The 15,874-nt window shown below is 60.3% G+C and carries 11 protein-coding genes; 5 read left to right on the top strand and 6 right to left on the bottom strand.

Going from position 1 to position 15,874, the window contains the following annotated elements:
- Nucleotides 1-183 precede the first annotated feature (183 nt).
- Nucleotides 184-1,410, top strand: coding sequence for an MFS transporter (locus FMN63_RS21475; RefSeq protein WP_148586190.1), 1,227 nt, complete (start codon nt 184-186; stop codon nt 1,408-1,410).
- Nucleotides 1,411-1,494: 84 nt separating this feature from the next.
- On the opposite strand, the gene FMN63_RS21470 is transcribed toward FMN63_RS21475, so the two are convergent.
- The 3 genes from FMN63_RS21470 to FMN63_RS21460 form a co-directional block, all read right to left on the bottom strand.
- Nucleotides 1,495-1,815 (bottom strand): 2Fe-2S iron-sulfur cluster-binding protein, encoded by a 321-nt coding sequence (locus FMN63_RS21470; RefSeq protein WP_148586189.1) that lies wholly within the window; start codon nt 1,813-1,815, stop codon nt 1,495-1,497.
- Nucleotides 1,816-1,942: 127 nt separating this feature from the next.
- Nucleotides 1,943-2,305, bottom strand: coding sequence for an Hpt domain-containing protein (locus tag FMN63_RS21465; protein ID WP_209001264.1), 363 nt, complete (start codon nt 2,303-2,305; stop codon nt 1,943-1,945).
- Between the two features lie 250 nt (nt 2,306-2,555).
- Nucleotides 2,556-2,870 (bottom strand): hypothetical protein, encoded by a 315-nt coding sequence (locus FMN63_RS21460; RefSeq protein ID WP_148586188.1) that lies wholly within the window; start codon nt 2,868-2,870, stop codon nt 2,556-2,558.
- Nucleotides 2,871-3,152: 282 nt separating this feature from the next.
- On the opposite strand from FMN63_RS21460, the gene FMN63_RS21455 reads away from it, so the two are divergent.
- On the top strand, nt 3,153-9,206 hold the full coding sequence (locus tag FMN63_RS21455) for an apolipoprotein A-IV repeat region-like domain-containing protein (protein WP_148586187.1): 6,054 nt from the start codon (nt 3,153-3,155) through the stop codon (nt 9,204-9,206).
- Nucleotides 9,207-9,467: 261 nt separating this feature from the next.
- On the opposite strand, the gene FMN63_RS21450 is transcribed toward FMN63_RS21455, so the two are convergent.
- The gene (locus FMN63_RS21450; protein WP_148586186.1) at nt 9,468-10,001 is read right to left on the bottom strand and encodes a MarR family winged helix-turn-helix transcriptional regulator; all 534 of its coding nucleotides are present in this window, start codon (nt 9,999-10,001) and stop codon (nt 9,468-9,470) included.
- A gap of 164 nt (nt 10,002-10,165) precedes the next feature.
- Here FMN63_RS21450 and FMN63_RS21445 point away from each other — a divergent pair, with 164 nt between their 5' ends.
- Genes FMN63_RS21445 through FMN63_RS21435 form a run of 3 tightly spaced genes read left to right on the top strand, consistent with a single transcriptional unit; the run spans nt 10,166 to nt 13,032 of the window.
- Nucleotides 10,166-11,194, top strand: a complete 1,029-nt coding sequence (locus FMN63_RS21445; protein WP_148586185.1) for a TRAP transporter substrate-binding protein — start codon at nt 10,166-10,168, stop codon at nt 11,192-11,194.
- 2 nt (nt 11,195-11,196) lie between these two features.
- Nucleotides 11,197-11,706: a TRAP transporter small permease gene (locus FMN63_RS21440; RefSeq protein ID WP_148586184.1), complete on the top strand. Its 510-nt coding sequence runs from the start codon at nt 11,197-11,199 to the stop codon at nt 11,704-11,706.
- An 18-nt stretch (nt 11,707-11,724) separates the two neighbouring features.
- A complete protein-coding gene (locus tag FMN63_RS21435) occupies nt 11,725-13,032 on the top strand; it encodes a TRAP transporter large permease (RefSeq protein ID WP_148586183.1) in 1,308 nt (435 codons plus the stop codon).
- Nucleotides 13,033-13,225: 193 nt separating this feature from the next.
- On the opposite strand, the gene FMN63_RS21430 is transcribed toward FMN63_RS21435, so the two are convergent.
- Both FMN63_RS21430 and FMN63_RS21425 read right to left on the bottom strand, forming a co-directional pair.
- Complete coding sequence (locus FMN63_RS21430) at nt 13,226-13,861, bottom strand: ABC-type transport auxiliary lipoprotein family protein (RefSeq protein WP_209001263.1); 636 nt, start codon at nt 13,859-13,861, stop codon at nt 13,226-13,228.
- Complete coding sequence (locus tag FMN63_RS21425) at nt 13,858-15,864, bottom strand: MlaD family protein (protein ID WP_148586182.1); 2,007 nt, start codon at nt 15,862-15,864, stop codon at nt 13,858-13,860. The genes FMN63_RS21430 and FMN63_RS21425 overlap by 4 nt, the downstream gene beginning before the upstream one ends.
- Nucleotides 15,865-15,874: the final 10 nt, after the last annotated feature.

The following is a 15,874-nucleotide window of genomic DNA, read 5'->3' as shown; positions in this document are numbered from 1 at the left end:
GACCCCTGGAACCATAAAGACGATTTTTGCGCCATGCCCCGCCGGACTGCGGTCGTCTTCACATCCGAATTTTGGCGCTTCGGAAACATCTGATGACAAAACAGCGCTAACACGCAAGATGTAATTGAGTTTAGAAACGGCTTATAACACCGGCAAACGTTCCCAATTTCCCACGGCTACAGAATGTCCTATTTCACTCAGAATGCCCACCCGAACGAGGCAACCGGCTGGCGGTCGCCAGTGGTTCTCCTGATGATCATGGCAGGCGCCATGCAGCTCTCCTTTGCTGCGTGGTGGAACCTGATGAACAACTTCGCCGTTCAGGAGCTGGACTTCACCGGCCGGGAGATCGGCATCCAGCAATCGATCCGCGAAATTCCAGGCTTCCTGAGCTTCCTCGCGGTCTATCTTCTGTTGATGATGCGCGAGCAGACGCTGGCCTATGTCTCGCTGCTGCTGCTGGGCGTCGGTGTGGCTGTCACGGGGTATTTCCCGACCGCCCTCGGCTTTTATGTAACGACGCTGATCATGTCGATCGGCTTCCATTACTACGAGACCATGGCGCAGTCGCTGTCGCTGCAATGGCTGCCCAAGGCGACAGCCGCTGCCAGCATGGGCAAGATCCTGTCTGTCGGCGCCTTCGCCCAGCTGATTGCCTATGGCGTCATCTTCGTGGCCTGGAAGATGTTCGAACTGTCCTTCACGGTGGTCTTCGCCATTGCTGGCGGCCTGACGCTGCTCGTCCTCGTCTTCCTCGTTATCGCCTATCCGCATTTCCGCGAAGGCGTGCCGCAGCACAAGAAGCTGATCCTGAGACGCCGTTACTGGCTGTATTATGCCCTCACCTTCATGGCCGGTGCCCGCCGGCAGATCTTCACGGTTTTCGCCGGGTTCCTGATGGTGGAGCGGTTCGGCTACGACGTTCACGAAGTCGCGGGACTGTTCCTGCTGAACGGCGCTTTCAACATGGTACTGGCACCCAAGATCGGACGGCTGATCGTCCGTTTTGGCGAGCGCAAGGCGCTGGTTCTGGAATATATCGGGCTGATTCTGGTGTTCCTCAGCTACGCCTTTGTCACCAATGCAACGCTGGCGGCCAGCCTGTATGTGGTCGACCATGCCTTCTTCGCCATCGCCATCGCCATCAAGACCTACTTCCAGAAGATCGCCGATCCGGCCGATATCGCGCCAACCGCCGGTGTTGCCTTCACGATCAACCACATCGCCGCAGTGTTCATTCCCGTGGCGTTCGGGCTCATATGGCTGGTTTCTCCGTCCGCGGTGTTCCTCGCCGGAGCCGCCATGGCGGTGGTCAGCCTTTTGCTGGCAACCCTGATCCCGAGCAATCCGGAAGAAGGCCGCGAAGTCGACTTCTGGTACCGCAAGCCGTCTGCCCAGCCGGCAGAATAATCGTCAGCCCCTCAACCAAAACAAAAGGCCCGCCGGTTCACGCCGGCGGGCCTTTTGTTTGAAATCCTGTCTGCAGTGAGCTGATCAGGCCTGGCGTTCCGGCACGTGAACCACGAGGCCGTCGAGATCGGAAGTCACCTTGATCTGGCAGGACAGGCGCGAGGTCGGCTTCACGTCATAGGCAAAGTCGAGCATGTCCTCTTCCATCGGCTCCGGAGAGCCGGTCTTGCCGCTCCAGGCTTCATCGACATAAACGTGGCAGGTTGCGCAGGCGCAGGCGCCGCCGCACTCCGCTTCGATGCCCTGAACCATGTTCTTGATGGCATTCTCCATCACGGTCGAGCCTTCAGCAGCATCAACGTCGGTCCGGTTTCCATCGGCGGTTACAAATGTGATTTTCGGCATATGTCGCGTCCAAGCCTGAATTGCGGGTTTTCGATCCACGACATAAAGAATTACGGCGAAAGGTCAAGGACCGTGCCGTTTCCACGCGGCAATCTGCCCTGCCCCGCCATCAGAGGTAAGTTGGCCTTCAGCCTTCCAGAAGGTCCCGGATATAACGGTTTGCCTCATCCACCGCCGCGATCAGGTTTTCGGTGGCCGTATCCGTGCTCGCCCGCATCTTGCCTTCCAGATTTTCGCAAACAATCGCGACCCGTTCCGCACCGATGGCACGGGCAGACCCTTTGAGCGTATGTACCAGGTCAAGACGAACGGCGTTGTCGGTTTCCTGTTTCAGCCGCTCAAGAGTCGAGATGGACTGGGACTTGAACAGATACAGGACCTGCACTTCAAGATCCCTGTTGCCGAGCGTGTTTGTCGCCAGTTGCACCAGATCGATCGGTGCTTCCGGACCGGCGCGTCCGGCGACGCGGGCCATGGAAGAAGGGGCCATAAGGGTGCTCCACATTACTCTGTACCTGCCTGACGGCACCCCGCCGCAAGCTGTAGAGACCAAACAATGCACCCGAAGCCCAAACACCCGGTTAAACCGGTCGTTCAAACCCTCCCTTTCGGGCCATGTCCCCAAAAAATTGATTTCATGGTTAATGCGTTTTAACGCAGGTTACGAAACAGGATTAAAAAAGTCCTTGCGTTTCCGCCGGTTTCCTGAATCGCTAAAATTTTAATGACCTGATTCGGCGTTAACGTTCTTTGGCTTTTTGACTTGCGGTAAGCGCTTCGATAGCGGCGGGCGTCAGCTTGCAGACCAGCCAGTCGGGCTTGATTGGGTTGGAAAACCAAGGCTCTGCCCATCCCGCATCGATGCAGGCGCGAATTGTTCGCGCCGGAATTTCACGGCCGTTGTCATCGAACAGAGGCAGCTTGCCACCGGCCTGCTCAAGCCCTTTCTGCAACCAGCGCTTTTGCGCAGCCGTCAAATTTCCCGCTTTGAGAGTGGGTTTCAGGGTACCTTTTTCCGCACCCGCCGTTACGTCAACATGCTTTAAATCCGGCATTCAATCCGCCCCCTAAGTGACTCACGCTATTGCCGTTTCTTGTTCGTTAGGAGAGATTGTGCCATTACAGTTACTGATGCGGCAAGGTGGGGAGTGTACCGTCGAACGGAAAGTTCACGGTCGGTCAGCGGCGGCCCTCCCTCACGAACAGGTTTTGCGGTGGTGCCACAGGTAGGCAGCGCCCGCAACAAGGACGCATCCGGTAGATAGCTGTAAAGAGCTGCGCCAGTGGCTCTGCATGATTACCGGTGTGTAATGAGTACGGATGTGAGGCGACCCTAAATGGCAAATCCGACAAAGGCGAAAGATCCGGCAGAAGCGGCTCTCTCAGCAGTTGAAGAAGCCCTGAAACTCGATTTCGGCGGCCCGGATACCACAGAAACAACCTCGGCGGCAGAGGCCAGCCCTGCCCAGGCGGAACCGGCACGCCGGTCCAAGGGGGAAACGCGCGGCCAGTCCCAGCGCGAAGAACAGCGCCAGTCCAGGCGCCGTGGCCGCGGCGGACGCCCGCCCGCTGCCAACGATGACCGCCGGAACATCGGCAACCTGATCTACTCCTTGCAGCGCCGTCCGTCGTCCGCGCCGTTCTGGGGGGCCCTCGCCCTCAGCGCCCTTTGGGCCGCGCTCGGCAGCAGCCTGTTCATGACCGCGTTTTCCGACAAGGTCGGATCGCTGACCGATCCCCAGACCCTGATCGGCTCGCCGGAAATGATCCTGGCTGTCGTCGGCATCGTCGTTCCGATCATTTTCTTCTTCGTCATGGCCATGATGATTTGGCGCGCGCAGGAAATGCGCATCGTCGCCCGCGGCATGACCGAAGTCGCCCTGCGTCTGGCCGAGCCGGAAGACATGGCCAAGGAAAGCATCCTCAGTGTTGGCCAGGCCATCCGCCGCGAAGTCTCCGCCATGGGAGACGGTATCGAACGCGCGATTGCGCGCGCGAGCGAGCTGGAAGTTCTCGTCCATAACGAAGTGTCCTCGCTGGAACGCTCCTATAACGACAACGAATTGAAGATCCGCGCGCTGATCGATGAACTGATCAGCCAGCGCGAGTCCATCGTCATGAATGCCGAACGCGTGCGCGAGACCATCGCCGGTGCCCACGAGAGCTTCGCCTCACAGCTCTCCAACACGTCCGGCGAACTCGGCAGCACCGTGGACCACGCGACCCAGCGTATGATCGATGCGGTCAACAGCCGCGTCGAGGAACTGACAACCACAGTCGACAGCCGCATCGAGTCCCTTGGCGCAACGCTGAACGCTTCCGGCAACGAACTGGTCGACAGCCTGACTGTCCGCGCGGAAGACTACGTTGCCCGCCTCTCCTCCACCGGCAACGACCTGGTCGACAGCCTGGGAGAGACCGGCGCCACCATGTGGGAAACGCTCACCGCCCGTGGGAACGACGTCAACGAGCGTTTTGCCAATACGGCGAACACCTTCGTGGAAACCCTTTCCGAACGCAGCGCGACAATCAACGAGACCCTGGCATCGTCCGGCAACTCGGTGATCAACACCTTGAGCGAAAAGGCCGACGAGTTCCGGGTTACCCTGGAAACCACCGGCACCAATGTCGGCGAGATCATCACGGCGCGCGGCGAAGAGATCAACGCCAACCTGTCGCTCACCTCCGGCCGTCTCATCGACACCATCACCTCGCGCACCGAGGAACTGGTGTCCACTGTCGACAACCGCGTCACGACGCTGGACGAGTCGCTTGCAGAAACCGGCAACCGCGTTGTCGAGAGCATTTCCGAAAAAGGCCAGGCGGTCAGCGACACTATCTCCATTCGGGGTGCGGAAATCGTCGACACCCTCTCCAGCCGGTCCACGGAAGTTGCGGAAATCCTGCGCGGCACTGGCGAAAGCATTGTGGTCGACCTATCTCTGCGCGGTGGTGAAATTGCCTCCAAGCTCGACGAGACCGCAGGCTCCCTCACCCAGACCATCTCCGTACGCGGTGGTGAGCTGGCCGAGAAACTCGACAGTATCTCCGAGCGCATCTACACGGCCATCTCCATCAACGGCAGCGAACTGGACAAACGTCTGGCTGCCCGCAGCGACGAGATGGCGTCCGTCCTGGAACAGCAGACCACCGGCTTCCGGGAAGTCCTGGAAAGCGTCTCTGGCGAGTTTTCCGCCAGCCTTGGCGACCAGACCGGTGCACTTACCCAGAAACTGGCCGAAACCGGAACCCAGCTTGCCGAACTCATCGGCAGCCGCGGCGACCGTGTGGCCGGGGACATCAACCAGATCAGCGGCAAGATTACCGAAACCCTGGAAGTCCGCGGCCAGGCGCTGCAGGACGGTCTGTCCAGTCGTCTTTCCGAACTGGAAACCATCGTCACCGACCGTGGCGGCCAGTTGATCGACGCTTTCGACACCAAGACACTGCTCTTGTCCGAAGCACTGGACTCACGCCTGTCCACGCTGGACACGACCTTCGCCACCCGCATTGACTCCATGGACGCCTCCCTGGGCAACCGCATCGAAGCCATGGATGCATCGCTCGAACAGCGCTACTCGGCAATCGATACGACCCTGAGCGAGCGCATCGCCGCCATGGATGAATCGCTTGACCAGCGTTACACCGCAATCGATACGACCATGGGCGATCGCATCGCCTCCATGAACGCATCGCTCGACCAGCGTTACACCGCAATCGATACGACCCTGGGTGAACGCATCGCGGCCATGGACGCATCGCTTGACCAGCGCTACACGGCAATCGATACGACCCTGGGCGACCGCATCGCATCCATAAATGCATCGCTCGACCAGCGTTACACGGCAATCGATACGACCCTGGGCGACCGCATCGCCGCCATGGACGCATCGCTTGACCAGCGTTACACGGCAATCGACGCGTCCCTGAGCGAGCGTATCGCTGCCATGGATGCAACGCTCGAGCAGCGTTACACCTCCATCGATACAACCTTGACCGATCGCATCGCCACGATGGACAGCTCTCTGGAGCATCGTTTCACCACCATGGATGCAAGCCTTGGTGAGCGTATCTCCACGATGGATACCTCGCTGGAACAGCGCTACGCCATGATGGACGCCACGCTGAGTGACCGCATCAGTACGCTGGACAACTCGCTCGAGCATCGCCTCTCGTCGATGGATACTTCGCTCGGCGAGCGTATCTCCACGATGGACTCCGCGCTCGGCAGCCACATCAACACTCTGGACCTGACACTCGATCAGCGCACTGCGGCCTTCGAGGCCACCCTTGAGACGCGTACGCAGATCCTGTCCGATGCCATCGAGAACCGCACCACCGGCATCAGTGATGCGCTGGAAGAAAAGACCCGCAACATCACCGATGTGCTTGCGGACCGTTCCGACGCCATCACGCTGCAGCTCGGTCAGCGTATCGAGGCGGCCGGCAACACCCTTGCCGAACGTGCAGAGGAAATCGGGGAGACCCTGTCGCAGCGCGTCGATACAGCGACGTCTGCCATGGCCGGCAAGGCCGAGCTGATCTCCGCCTCCATGACCAGCGGCACCGAGCGGATCGACGAGACGCTCGATGCCCGTGCCCGCCAGATCTCTGAAACCCTGATTTCCCGCACCAAGGAAATCGCCAAGGCCTTTGTCGAAGGTCAGGACGAAATGACGTCTGCCCTCGACAACCGTCTGGCGGAAGCCGGAAGCGTCCTGGGCAAGCAGAGCGAGCAACTGACGGAATCCCTGTCCGAGCGCATCGCCGAGATCAATGTTTCCCTGGGCGCCAAGGTGTTCGAGGTCGCAGAAACTCTCGACAGCCGCGCCAGCCAGCTCGAAACAGTGCTCAACGAGCGCCTGGAAAGCATTTCCGGCACGCTCACCGGCGAAAGCGAACGCGCCCGTGACATTCTCACGGCCGTGATTTCCGAAGCCGGGGCAACGCTCTCAACCGAAAGCACGCGCCTGCGCGACGTGGTTCAGGAAGCGGTCACCGCCGCCGTCCAGACCCTCTCCGACGAGCGCAACCGCACCGTGGAGATCGTCGACAGCGCTCTCAGCCAGGCGACGGAAAAACTCTCTGGCGAAGGCGACCGTATGCGCCAGATCGTTCTGGGCTCCGTGGGCGAAGCCCGCGGCGTTCTGGCTGGCGAAAGCCAGAAGGCAGCCGACGTCGTCACCTCTGCAATGAACCAGGCCACCGGCGCAATGTCGGGTGAGAGCGGCAAGATCCGCGAACTGGTGCTCAGCGCAGTTGGCGATGCCGCCCGCGCCATGACCGCTGAAAGCGAGAAGGCCCGGACGCTCTATGCCGGCACGCTGGCAGAATTCTCCGGTTCGCTGACCGGCGAGAGCGAAAAGGTCCGCAACGATCTGTCCGGCCTGATTGCCGAGATCTCCGGCAACCTGTCCGCGGAAAGCGAGCAGGCCCGTATGACACTGGCAAAAACGCTGGAGGAAATCCGCGGTCAGATGTCCAGCGAAGCCGGTATGGTTCGTGCCCGCGTCAACAGCGCCGTGACTGAGGCTGCCGACCTTCTGGTGGGCCGCGGCAACGAGGTCGCCAACGAGCTGCTCGACAAGGCAACTGCCCTCAATGAGGCCTTTGGTGCTCGTTCCGGCGAACTGGCCAAGATCGTCGGCACCGATGGCAACGAACTCATCAACGCCATCGAACTGCGTGCCAACGACCTTACCGGGCGCCTGTCCGAGGTTCACGCGGCGATCCTGGATGCCATCACGGTCAAAGGCCGCGATGTCACCGACACATTTGCCCACACCGGCCTCGACGCCACCCGCTCGCTGGTGGAAGCCGGCGACCGTATCGTCGCCAGCATCAACGAGCGTAGCGAACAGGCAACGACCCTGCTAACCGATACCAAGCGGCGCCTGGAAGAGGACGTTACCGATATTCTCAACAAGATCGAGACGTCCAACTCCAACCTCCAGGGTATCGTCGCGACTGCAGGCGACAACCTCACAGAGGTGGAGGGCAACCTGGCCCGTCGTGCCGGCGAGTTCCGCTCCGCCGTCGACCGGGCGGTTTCGGAAACCAATTCCACCACGGCCCTCATCACCGAGCAGGTCGCGAACCTGCGCGATGTGACGGATACCACCCTGGTCGACATCAAGAACCTCACCGGCCGCTTCGGCGACCAGTCCGAGGAACTGACCAAGGCTGCCCGTCATCTGGAAGACACCAACCGCTCCGTCGAGAGCCGTGTCTCCGAGCGCCGGACCGCGATCGAGGAAGTCGCCGACACGCTTCTGGCCAAGACCGAAGCCGTCGACACGCTCATGCGTTCCTTCACCAAAACCCTGTCGGAGACGCTGGAAACGGCGGACGACAAGGCCCGCGACGCAGCCAACATGCTGTCTGCGGCGGCAGAAGCTGCGTCCAAGCAGGTGTCCGAGCAGTTCGAATCCATGCGCCTCACGGCCGGTATGGAGGGCCAGAAGGCCCGCGATGCGATCCGCTCGGCACAGGACGACATCATGACCGAGATGACCCGCACCGTCACCGAAGCGTCGGATCGCTTCAACGATGCGGCCGCCCGGATGCGTGATGTTGCCCGCGAAGTACACCGCGAACTGGAAGCGACCCGCGGCGAACTGAAACAGGGCGTGCTGAACCTGCCGGAAGAAGCAGAAGAATCTTCCGCAGCCCTGCGCAAGGTGGTCAACGAGCAGATCCGCGCTCTGACGGAACTCTCCGAGATTGTCGCCAAGCAGTCCAACGCTCTGGACATCTCGCGGCCGCAAGCTCAGGCAGCAACGGCAAGCGCTGCTCCTGCCCCGGCCCCTGCCCCGCAGCAGCCGGCACCGCAGGTGAATTATGCTCCTGCCCCGGCCGCACCTGCACGTCAGCAGAGCGCCCCGGCAAGCGAACCGCGTCCGGCACCGGTCAACACGCGCCGTCAGCAGCCTGCTCCGGCCGAAACCACCAGTTCCGGTGGCAAGGGCTGGGTCGCCGACCTGTTGCGCCGCGCTTCGCGTGATGAGGACGCCAATGCAGACACGGACATGAGCCGGACCCCGCTGCAGACGGTTGAAAGCCTCAACTCGCTGTCGGTCGACATTGCCCGCGCCATCGATCACGAAACCTTTGTCGATCTGTGGAACCGCTACCGCGATGGCGAGCGTCACGTGTTCACCCGCCGTCTCTACACCCTGCAGGGTCAGCAGACCTTCGACGAGATCCGTCAGAAGTACTCGCGCGATCCCGAGTTCCGCACCGCCGTTGAACGGTATGTGGCCGACTTCGAGCAGCTTCTGGCCCAGGTGTCGCGCAACGACCGCGACAACATGCTTGGCCAGACCTACCTGACGTCGGATACCGGCAAGGTCTACACCATGCTGGCCCACGCCAGCGGCCGCCTCGACTAAGCGCCGGAAACAAGCAGACACGAAAAAGGCGGCCACTCGCCGCCTTTTTTATTGTCTCGCAGGAAGGCTGGATTTCACCAGCACTCTTCAATGGCCCTCCCCGCATCCGATTGCCTCTCGGCATCAATTTGGCTGAACGCTATCAGCCACTATTGAGGTCTCTTCCGATCCCTCTGCAAACGAGTGGGCACCGGGTTCTCACGATACGCTAGGCGCGTTCCCTCACGGTTCTGCATGATCGTGCAAGACCAGACAGTCCCCTCAATCGATCACGCCTTGCAACTCGTCCGCCAGGTTTTCCCGAATGCGCCGGGTAATCGCGAGAAACCCCTCGATTTCCTCGGCGGAGAGGCCGCTGAGCATTTTCTGTTCGACGGCTTTCAGTTTGGGGGCCAGATCCTCGAAGGCGGCCCGGCCATCGTCGGAAAGCTGCAACAGGAAGCTGCGCCCGTCGGCCTCGTTGCTTTCGCGCGTCAAAAACCCACGGTCTTCCATACGTTTCACCGCACGGCTGACCACCACCTTGTCCATGCTGGAGCGGGCAACGATTTCGCTCGCCTGCAGCCCGCCGGAGGCAGAACCCAGGATCGCCATGGTCCGCCATTCGGCCGGCATCATGCCGTAGTCCCGCTGGTAAACCGCTGAAAGCGCGCGCGTCACGTCGGAATAGAACACGCGTACCAGGTAGGGAAAGAATGTTTCCAGCTCAAAGTCCGGCAGGGAGGCGCCCGGCGTTTCGCTCGTAATTCCAACGGTTTCTTGGGTATCGGTATCCAGGTCGGTCAGCTTTGGCATCGGCACTCAACACACTCGGTTAGGTCGTCAGAACGATTTTGCGATTGACTTGGTTTCATATGCAACTATTTTGTTTCATATGTAACTATGTTTGGTGTCGCGTTTCAAGTGCGAGAGCATACCGGCAAGAACGGCCTTCATGAAATGAAGGGGAGGAGAAAATCATGAAACAGTTTAAGTGTCTTTCCATATGGGCAGGCGTCACCGCCTCCGCATTGACAGGTTTCATCGTCAGTGCGTCTGCAGACGAGCTGGTTATGTCATCCTGGTTGCCGCCGAAGCACCCGCTTGTCACCGAGGTGATGGAGCCTTGGGCAGAGGAAGTCGCCAAGGTTACCGATGGCCGTGTGACCGTGCGCATTCTGCCAAAGCCGGTCGGTTCGCCGCCGGAGCATTTCGACCTCGCCGCGGAAGGCATTGTCGACATCACCTACGGGCTGCACTCCTTTACCCGAGACGACCGTTTCCTGCGCTCACGCATTGGCCAGTTCTCGTTCATTGCCGACACTGCAGTTGAAGGCTCCAGGGCCTACTGGGACGTCTACGGTGGCACCCTGGATGCACAAAGCGAGCACAAGGGCACCAAGCTGCTTGGCCTATGGGTGCATGGCCCGGGCATGTTCCACAACAACCAGCGCAAGATCGAGACGCCAGAAGATTTCGCCGGCCTCAAGATCCGCACACCAGGCGGCTACATCGCGGACCTGTCTCAGGACCTCAACATCACCACCCAGTTCATGGGCCCCGGCGAGGTTTACGAAAAACTCTCGCGCGGCGTCATCGACGGTGTCACCTTTCCGATGGAAGCTCTGCAGGCGTTCAACCTGACCGACTACATCAAATACTCCATGCGCCTGCCGGGTGGTTTCTACAACACCTCCTGGTTCATGGTCATGAATGAAGACGTCTGGGACGGCCTGTCGGAAGAAGACCAGGCGGCCATCGAGACGATTTCCGGTGAAGCCCTTGCCGAAAAGGCGGGCATCGTCTGGGATGGCTCGGACGCCCGCGCAGCCGCCTTCATTGCCGACAAGGACATTGAGATTTACGACGCGCCCGCTCCGGTTCTGGACGCCGTCAAGGAACTTGCAGCCAAACACGAGGCCACATGGGCTGCAGCCGTTGCTGAAACCGGCTTCGACGGCACCGCCGCGCTGGCTGAGTTCCGCGACAAAACCGGCATCAAGCCCTAATCATGTCTGCCGAACCCAATGGCCGGGCACCTCGCCGGATCGATACGATCCGGCGAGGTGCCGGCTTCCTGCTTGGCCTGGCCTGTTTACTCGTTTTGGTCGGTCTGATCGGGCTCACCTGCGTCGACGTCGTCGCACGCTATGCCTTCAACAGCCCCGTCAACGGCGCCTATGAACTGACAGAACTGCTGCTGGCTACTCTGATCTTCCTCGCGCTACCGCTGACCACGGCCGCCGGCGAACACATCGAGGTGGAACTGCTGGACGGGCTCAAGAGTGCCTTTCTCAAGCGGTTCGGCACTCTGGTTGCTGCCGTTTGTACCGTCGGCGTTCTGGCACTGATCGCATTCAAGCTGTTCGAGCATGCCGAAAAGATGGACCGCCGCGGACAAGTGACGGATTCCCTGCAGATCCCGCTCTCGCTGATCGGCTGGCTGGGCGCTGCTTCCTTCGCGATATCTGCCCTTGCCGCCATCTTCTTCGCGGTCAAACGGTTCCGTGAAAAGGCCTGAAACCAGTGAGTATTGATTATGCTTGAAGCTCTGATCGGTTTCATTGCGCTGTTTGCCCTTGTGCTGCTGCGCGTTCCCATTGCGATCGCCATGATCATCGTCGGCACGGCAGGGTTCGCCGCCCTTCGCAACTGGAACGCCGCGCTCAACCTGCTCGGCAATGCAGCTTTCGACACAGGCTTGTCGTTCACCCTGTCAGTGATCCCGCTGTTCATCCTGATGGGCAATCTCCTGACCATCTCCGGCGTCAGTCAGTCGCTGTTCTCGACCGCTCACCACATGCTTCACCGCATGCGCGGCGGCCTTGCCATGGCGGCAATTGTCGCCTGTGGTGGCTTTTCCGCCGTCTGTGGCTCGTCACTGGCAACGGCTGCCACCATGTCGAAGGTGGCCATGCCGTCCATGCGCAAGGCCGGCTATGCCGACAGCCTGGCGACCGGATCCATTGCCGCCGGCGGCACACTCGGCATCCTGATCCCGCCGTCCGTTATCCTGATCATCTACGGTCTCCTGACCGAGGCCGATATCGGCAAGCTCTTTATCGCCGGCATCATTCCGGGCCTGCTCGGCGTCCTGTTTTACCTCGCTGCCATCTATATCACCGTTCGGCTGAAGCCCGAGCTGGCGCCTACTGCATCCGAAGAGATGAAGCTCGAAAGACGGGACGTCTGGGGCGTTGTGGCAGTTGTCGGCCTGTTTGCCGTCATCATGATCGGAATTTACGGCGGCTTTTTCACCCCGACAGAAGCCGCAGGCATTGGCGCGGCGACCTCCTTCATGATTGCGCTTGTGTCGGGCGGTCTGACCTTCGAGAGGCTTTACACCGCAGCCGTCAACTGCGCGCGCACCACCGCAATGATCTTCGCGATCATCATCGGCGCGGAGGTCTTTTCCAACTTCATCAGCTATGCCGGCGTGCCGGACGCGCTCCTGACGTTCGTTCAGTCGCTCGACGTCAACGCCTATGTGGTCATCCTGGTTCTGGTGCTGATCTACGTGGTGCTGGGGGCGGTGCTGGAAAGCCTGTCGATGATCCTGCTGACGGTACCGGTCTTCTTTCCACTGGTCAGCTCGCTCGACTTTGGCGGCGGTCTGCTGGCCGATCCGGAAATGGTGCTGATCTGGTTCGGCATCATCGTGGTGGTGGTCACCGAGATCAGCCTGATCTCGCCCCCGATCGGCCTCAACGTCTTCGTGCTGCGCTCGGTGCTGACAGACGTCCCGCTCAGAACCATGTTCGCCGGCATCCTGCCGTTCTGGCTGGCCGATATCCTCCGCCTGGCGCTGCTGATCGCCGTTCCGCTGCTGTCGCTGGCCCTCATCTGAGGCCAGCCATTCGGCTCATAACCTTGACGTTCAGCGCCAGAGATATCCGCCGGGCGGCAGCCAAGCTGCCCGGCAAGCCGGTCCGCAAGCCACAAACGCCTCTGCGTCGCTGTCTGCAGGCCGACGGACAACACACGAAGGATCGGTGCTCCCCGATGGCTCTCAACATATCTTAAGATGGGAACGGTTGGTCTCAGACGTTCTGAAGCGTCCAGGCAGCCATTTCCGTGAACACGCGGTCCGCTGAAGCGTTCATGGCCTCAACCGCCTTGTCGACAGATGTACTGCCGGCAGAGGTTTCCGCCCGGAAGACCTTGTTGGCGACTGTACGTCCGTTGCGGTCGTTGACGATACGCGCCGAAATTTCCACAACGCCGCGATTGGCCCCCGCCACCTGAAGTTCGAAAGCCCGGATTTCGGTCTGGAGCTGATAGTCGATCAAGAGCCCGTCGCCCGGCAGACCGACACCGCGCAGACGGTTGGTGTTCTGCAGGGTTTCGACCAGTTTCAACTGCACCACATTGGGCAGCGAGTCCGCCCAGGCAGAACCCGGGAAGTAGCTGTAGACCGGGCCCTTGTCGACCACGGCAATGTAACTGGTATCCAGCGCCTTCAAGGCCCGGGGTGCGGACACCAGAACCTGGACGCGGCTGGAGCGACCCTGCAGGCCTCCGACATCGGCTGCACCGATGCTGTAATAGGCCGATGGCCCGGAACTGGCGCATCCCGACACCAGCACGCCGAGCCCGAGAGCGGTCAAGACGCCCCGGCGGCTCATGTCAGTGGTTGCCTTCGTCATACGCCCCTGCCCCTGCACTTTCAGTCTCATCGGCGCCGCCCACCGTTATAGGTCGGCACATCCTCACCTCCGAAGATGATCCGGTTCGGATTGCGCTCAAAGCTTTCCGCTGCCCGCTGGATCGAAATCAGTGTCCGGTTGACCTGCCCAAGTGCCGCGCTGAAATCTGCGGAGCCCTGAGTGGCAAACTTGGACAGCCCGCCCGCAATCGCATCCGCCCGGCTTTCGAAGGCAACCGCAACCTTGCGGATCGCCTGCGCGGCCAGTGTCGCTTCCTTGATCAGGCCCTCGCCATCGCCATCAACCATGGTGGAAACCTTCTCCACCAGGCTTTCGACACGAACAGACGTGGAATTCAGCGTTGCGGTCATCTGCTTGGCATCGGTGATGATCTGGTCGACATCAGGTGTCCGTCTGGACAGATTTTCCGTCATCTGCTGAACGTTGTCTGCTGCCTTTCGGGCGCTTTCCAGAATGGCCGGAATGCCGTCATCCGGATTCGCAAGACCTGAGGTCGCCGTCTCGACTGAACCGACGATATTCGCGACCTTTTCCGGATCCACGGCCTTCATCAGGTCGTTTGCGGTCTGAAGCGTCGTTGCGAAGCGTTCCGCCGCCGCCTGAACATCAGTGATCAGCGCTGCGATCCGGTCATCCTGGCCGCGAACCGTTGCCGATACGGCCTCGAAGTTCTGAACGGTGGACTTGGTGGAAGCGATGATCTCGTTGATCTGGCTCTGCTGCGTGTTGAAGTTGTCGATGATGCTGGAAACGTTGTCGACGGCCTTGCTGACCTTTTCCGGATCGACACTCGCCACCAGGTTATCGACCTTGCCCAGCGATACGTTGAGGCTGTCGGTGAACGTGCTGACAGAGGCAACCACCTGCTCAACCTTGAGCGGATCAATGGCAGAAGCGATTTCCACGCCGCGTGTCATGATGGCATCCACCTTGACCACGACTTCACGCCCGCCCTGCACGATATCCTTGATCGCACCTTCCTGGGCACTGATCGTCTCGACCACCGAATTGACGTTCTGCATGGTTTCGCTGGTGGAAGAGATCAGCTTGTCGATATCGCCAGTCCGGTTCTGCAGTACCTCGCCAAGGGCAGCAGCCCCTTGCACCACCTTCTGAACGTCTTCAGGATTCACGGCGCCGACGATCTTGTGAACGCGATCCAGCCCTTCGTTCAGGTTCACCGTGAAGGTTTCCAATTCCTTCGCCGCACGCTGCGCGTCCGCCATCAGAAGATCAATGTCGCCGCTGGCCTTGCCAAGGCTTGCGGAAAATTTCGACAGATCATCCACAATGACGGTCACCTTGTCGGACGGGACGGCGGCCAGAAGGCGCTCGCCTTCCTGCACTAGCGTCTCAAGACGGCCGGACAGGCTGGAGAATGAGTCCGATGCCTTGCCGATGCTGGCCATGAAATCCTTCACGCCATCGGAGTTGGCAGCCAGCGCGGCGGAAAATGTCTCGGCATTGTTGACGATCTCGGTGATCGCCGGTCCGTTGTCCTTGAGCAGGTCATCAACCGTCTTCATGGTGGTATCTGCACGCTTCAACACATCGCGCGCGCCATCGACGATATCGTCGAAGAAGGACCGTTCGGCATAGATGACCGGAATATTGTCCTCGTCCTGATCGCCATCCGCATTGAGCAAGAGAGGCGATTCTGAGGACCCGCCACTGAGATCGACATAGGCGACACCCGTCAGGCCGGTGAAATTAAGCGTTGCCTTGGTGTCTTCATGCAAAGGCGTGGAGGGTCTGATCCCGACGGTGGCCACAACCTTGGTCGGATCGCCCGGAGCAAAATCCAGCGACTTCACATCGCCGACCTTGATGCCGTTGAACAGCACCTGCCCGCCTACGGGAAGACCTGTCACCGGTCCAGGATAGACGACCTTCAGTTCAACGTTCTGCCTGGATTCCGAAGTAACGGCGAGCCAATACACAAAACCGAACGCACCGATCAGGACTGCCACCATGAAGGCACCGATCAGGATATAGTTCGCGCGGGTTTCCATTCAGTCCAAC

The organism is Stappia sp. BW2, from assembly GCF_008107695.1.
Classification (GTDB): domain Bacteria; phylum Pseudomonadota; class Alphaproteobacteria; order Rhizobiales; family Stappiaceae; genus Roseibium.
The sequence above is the reverse complement of the archived record's forward strand: the minus strand, read 5'-3'. Positions and strand labels throughout refer to the sequence as shown.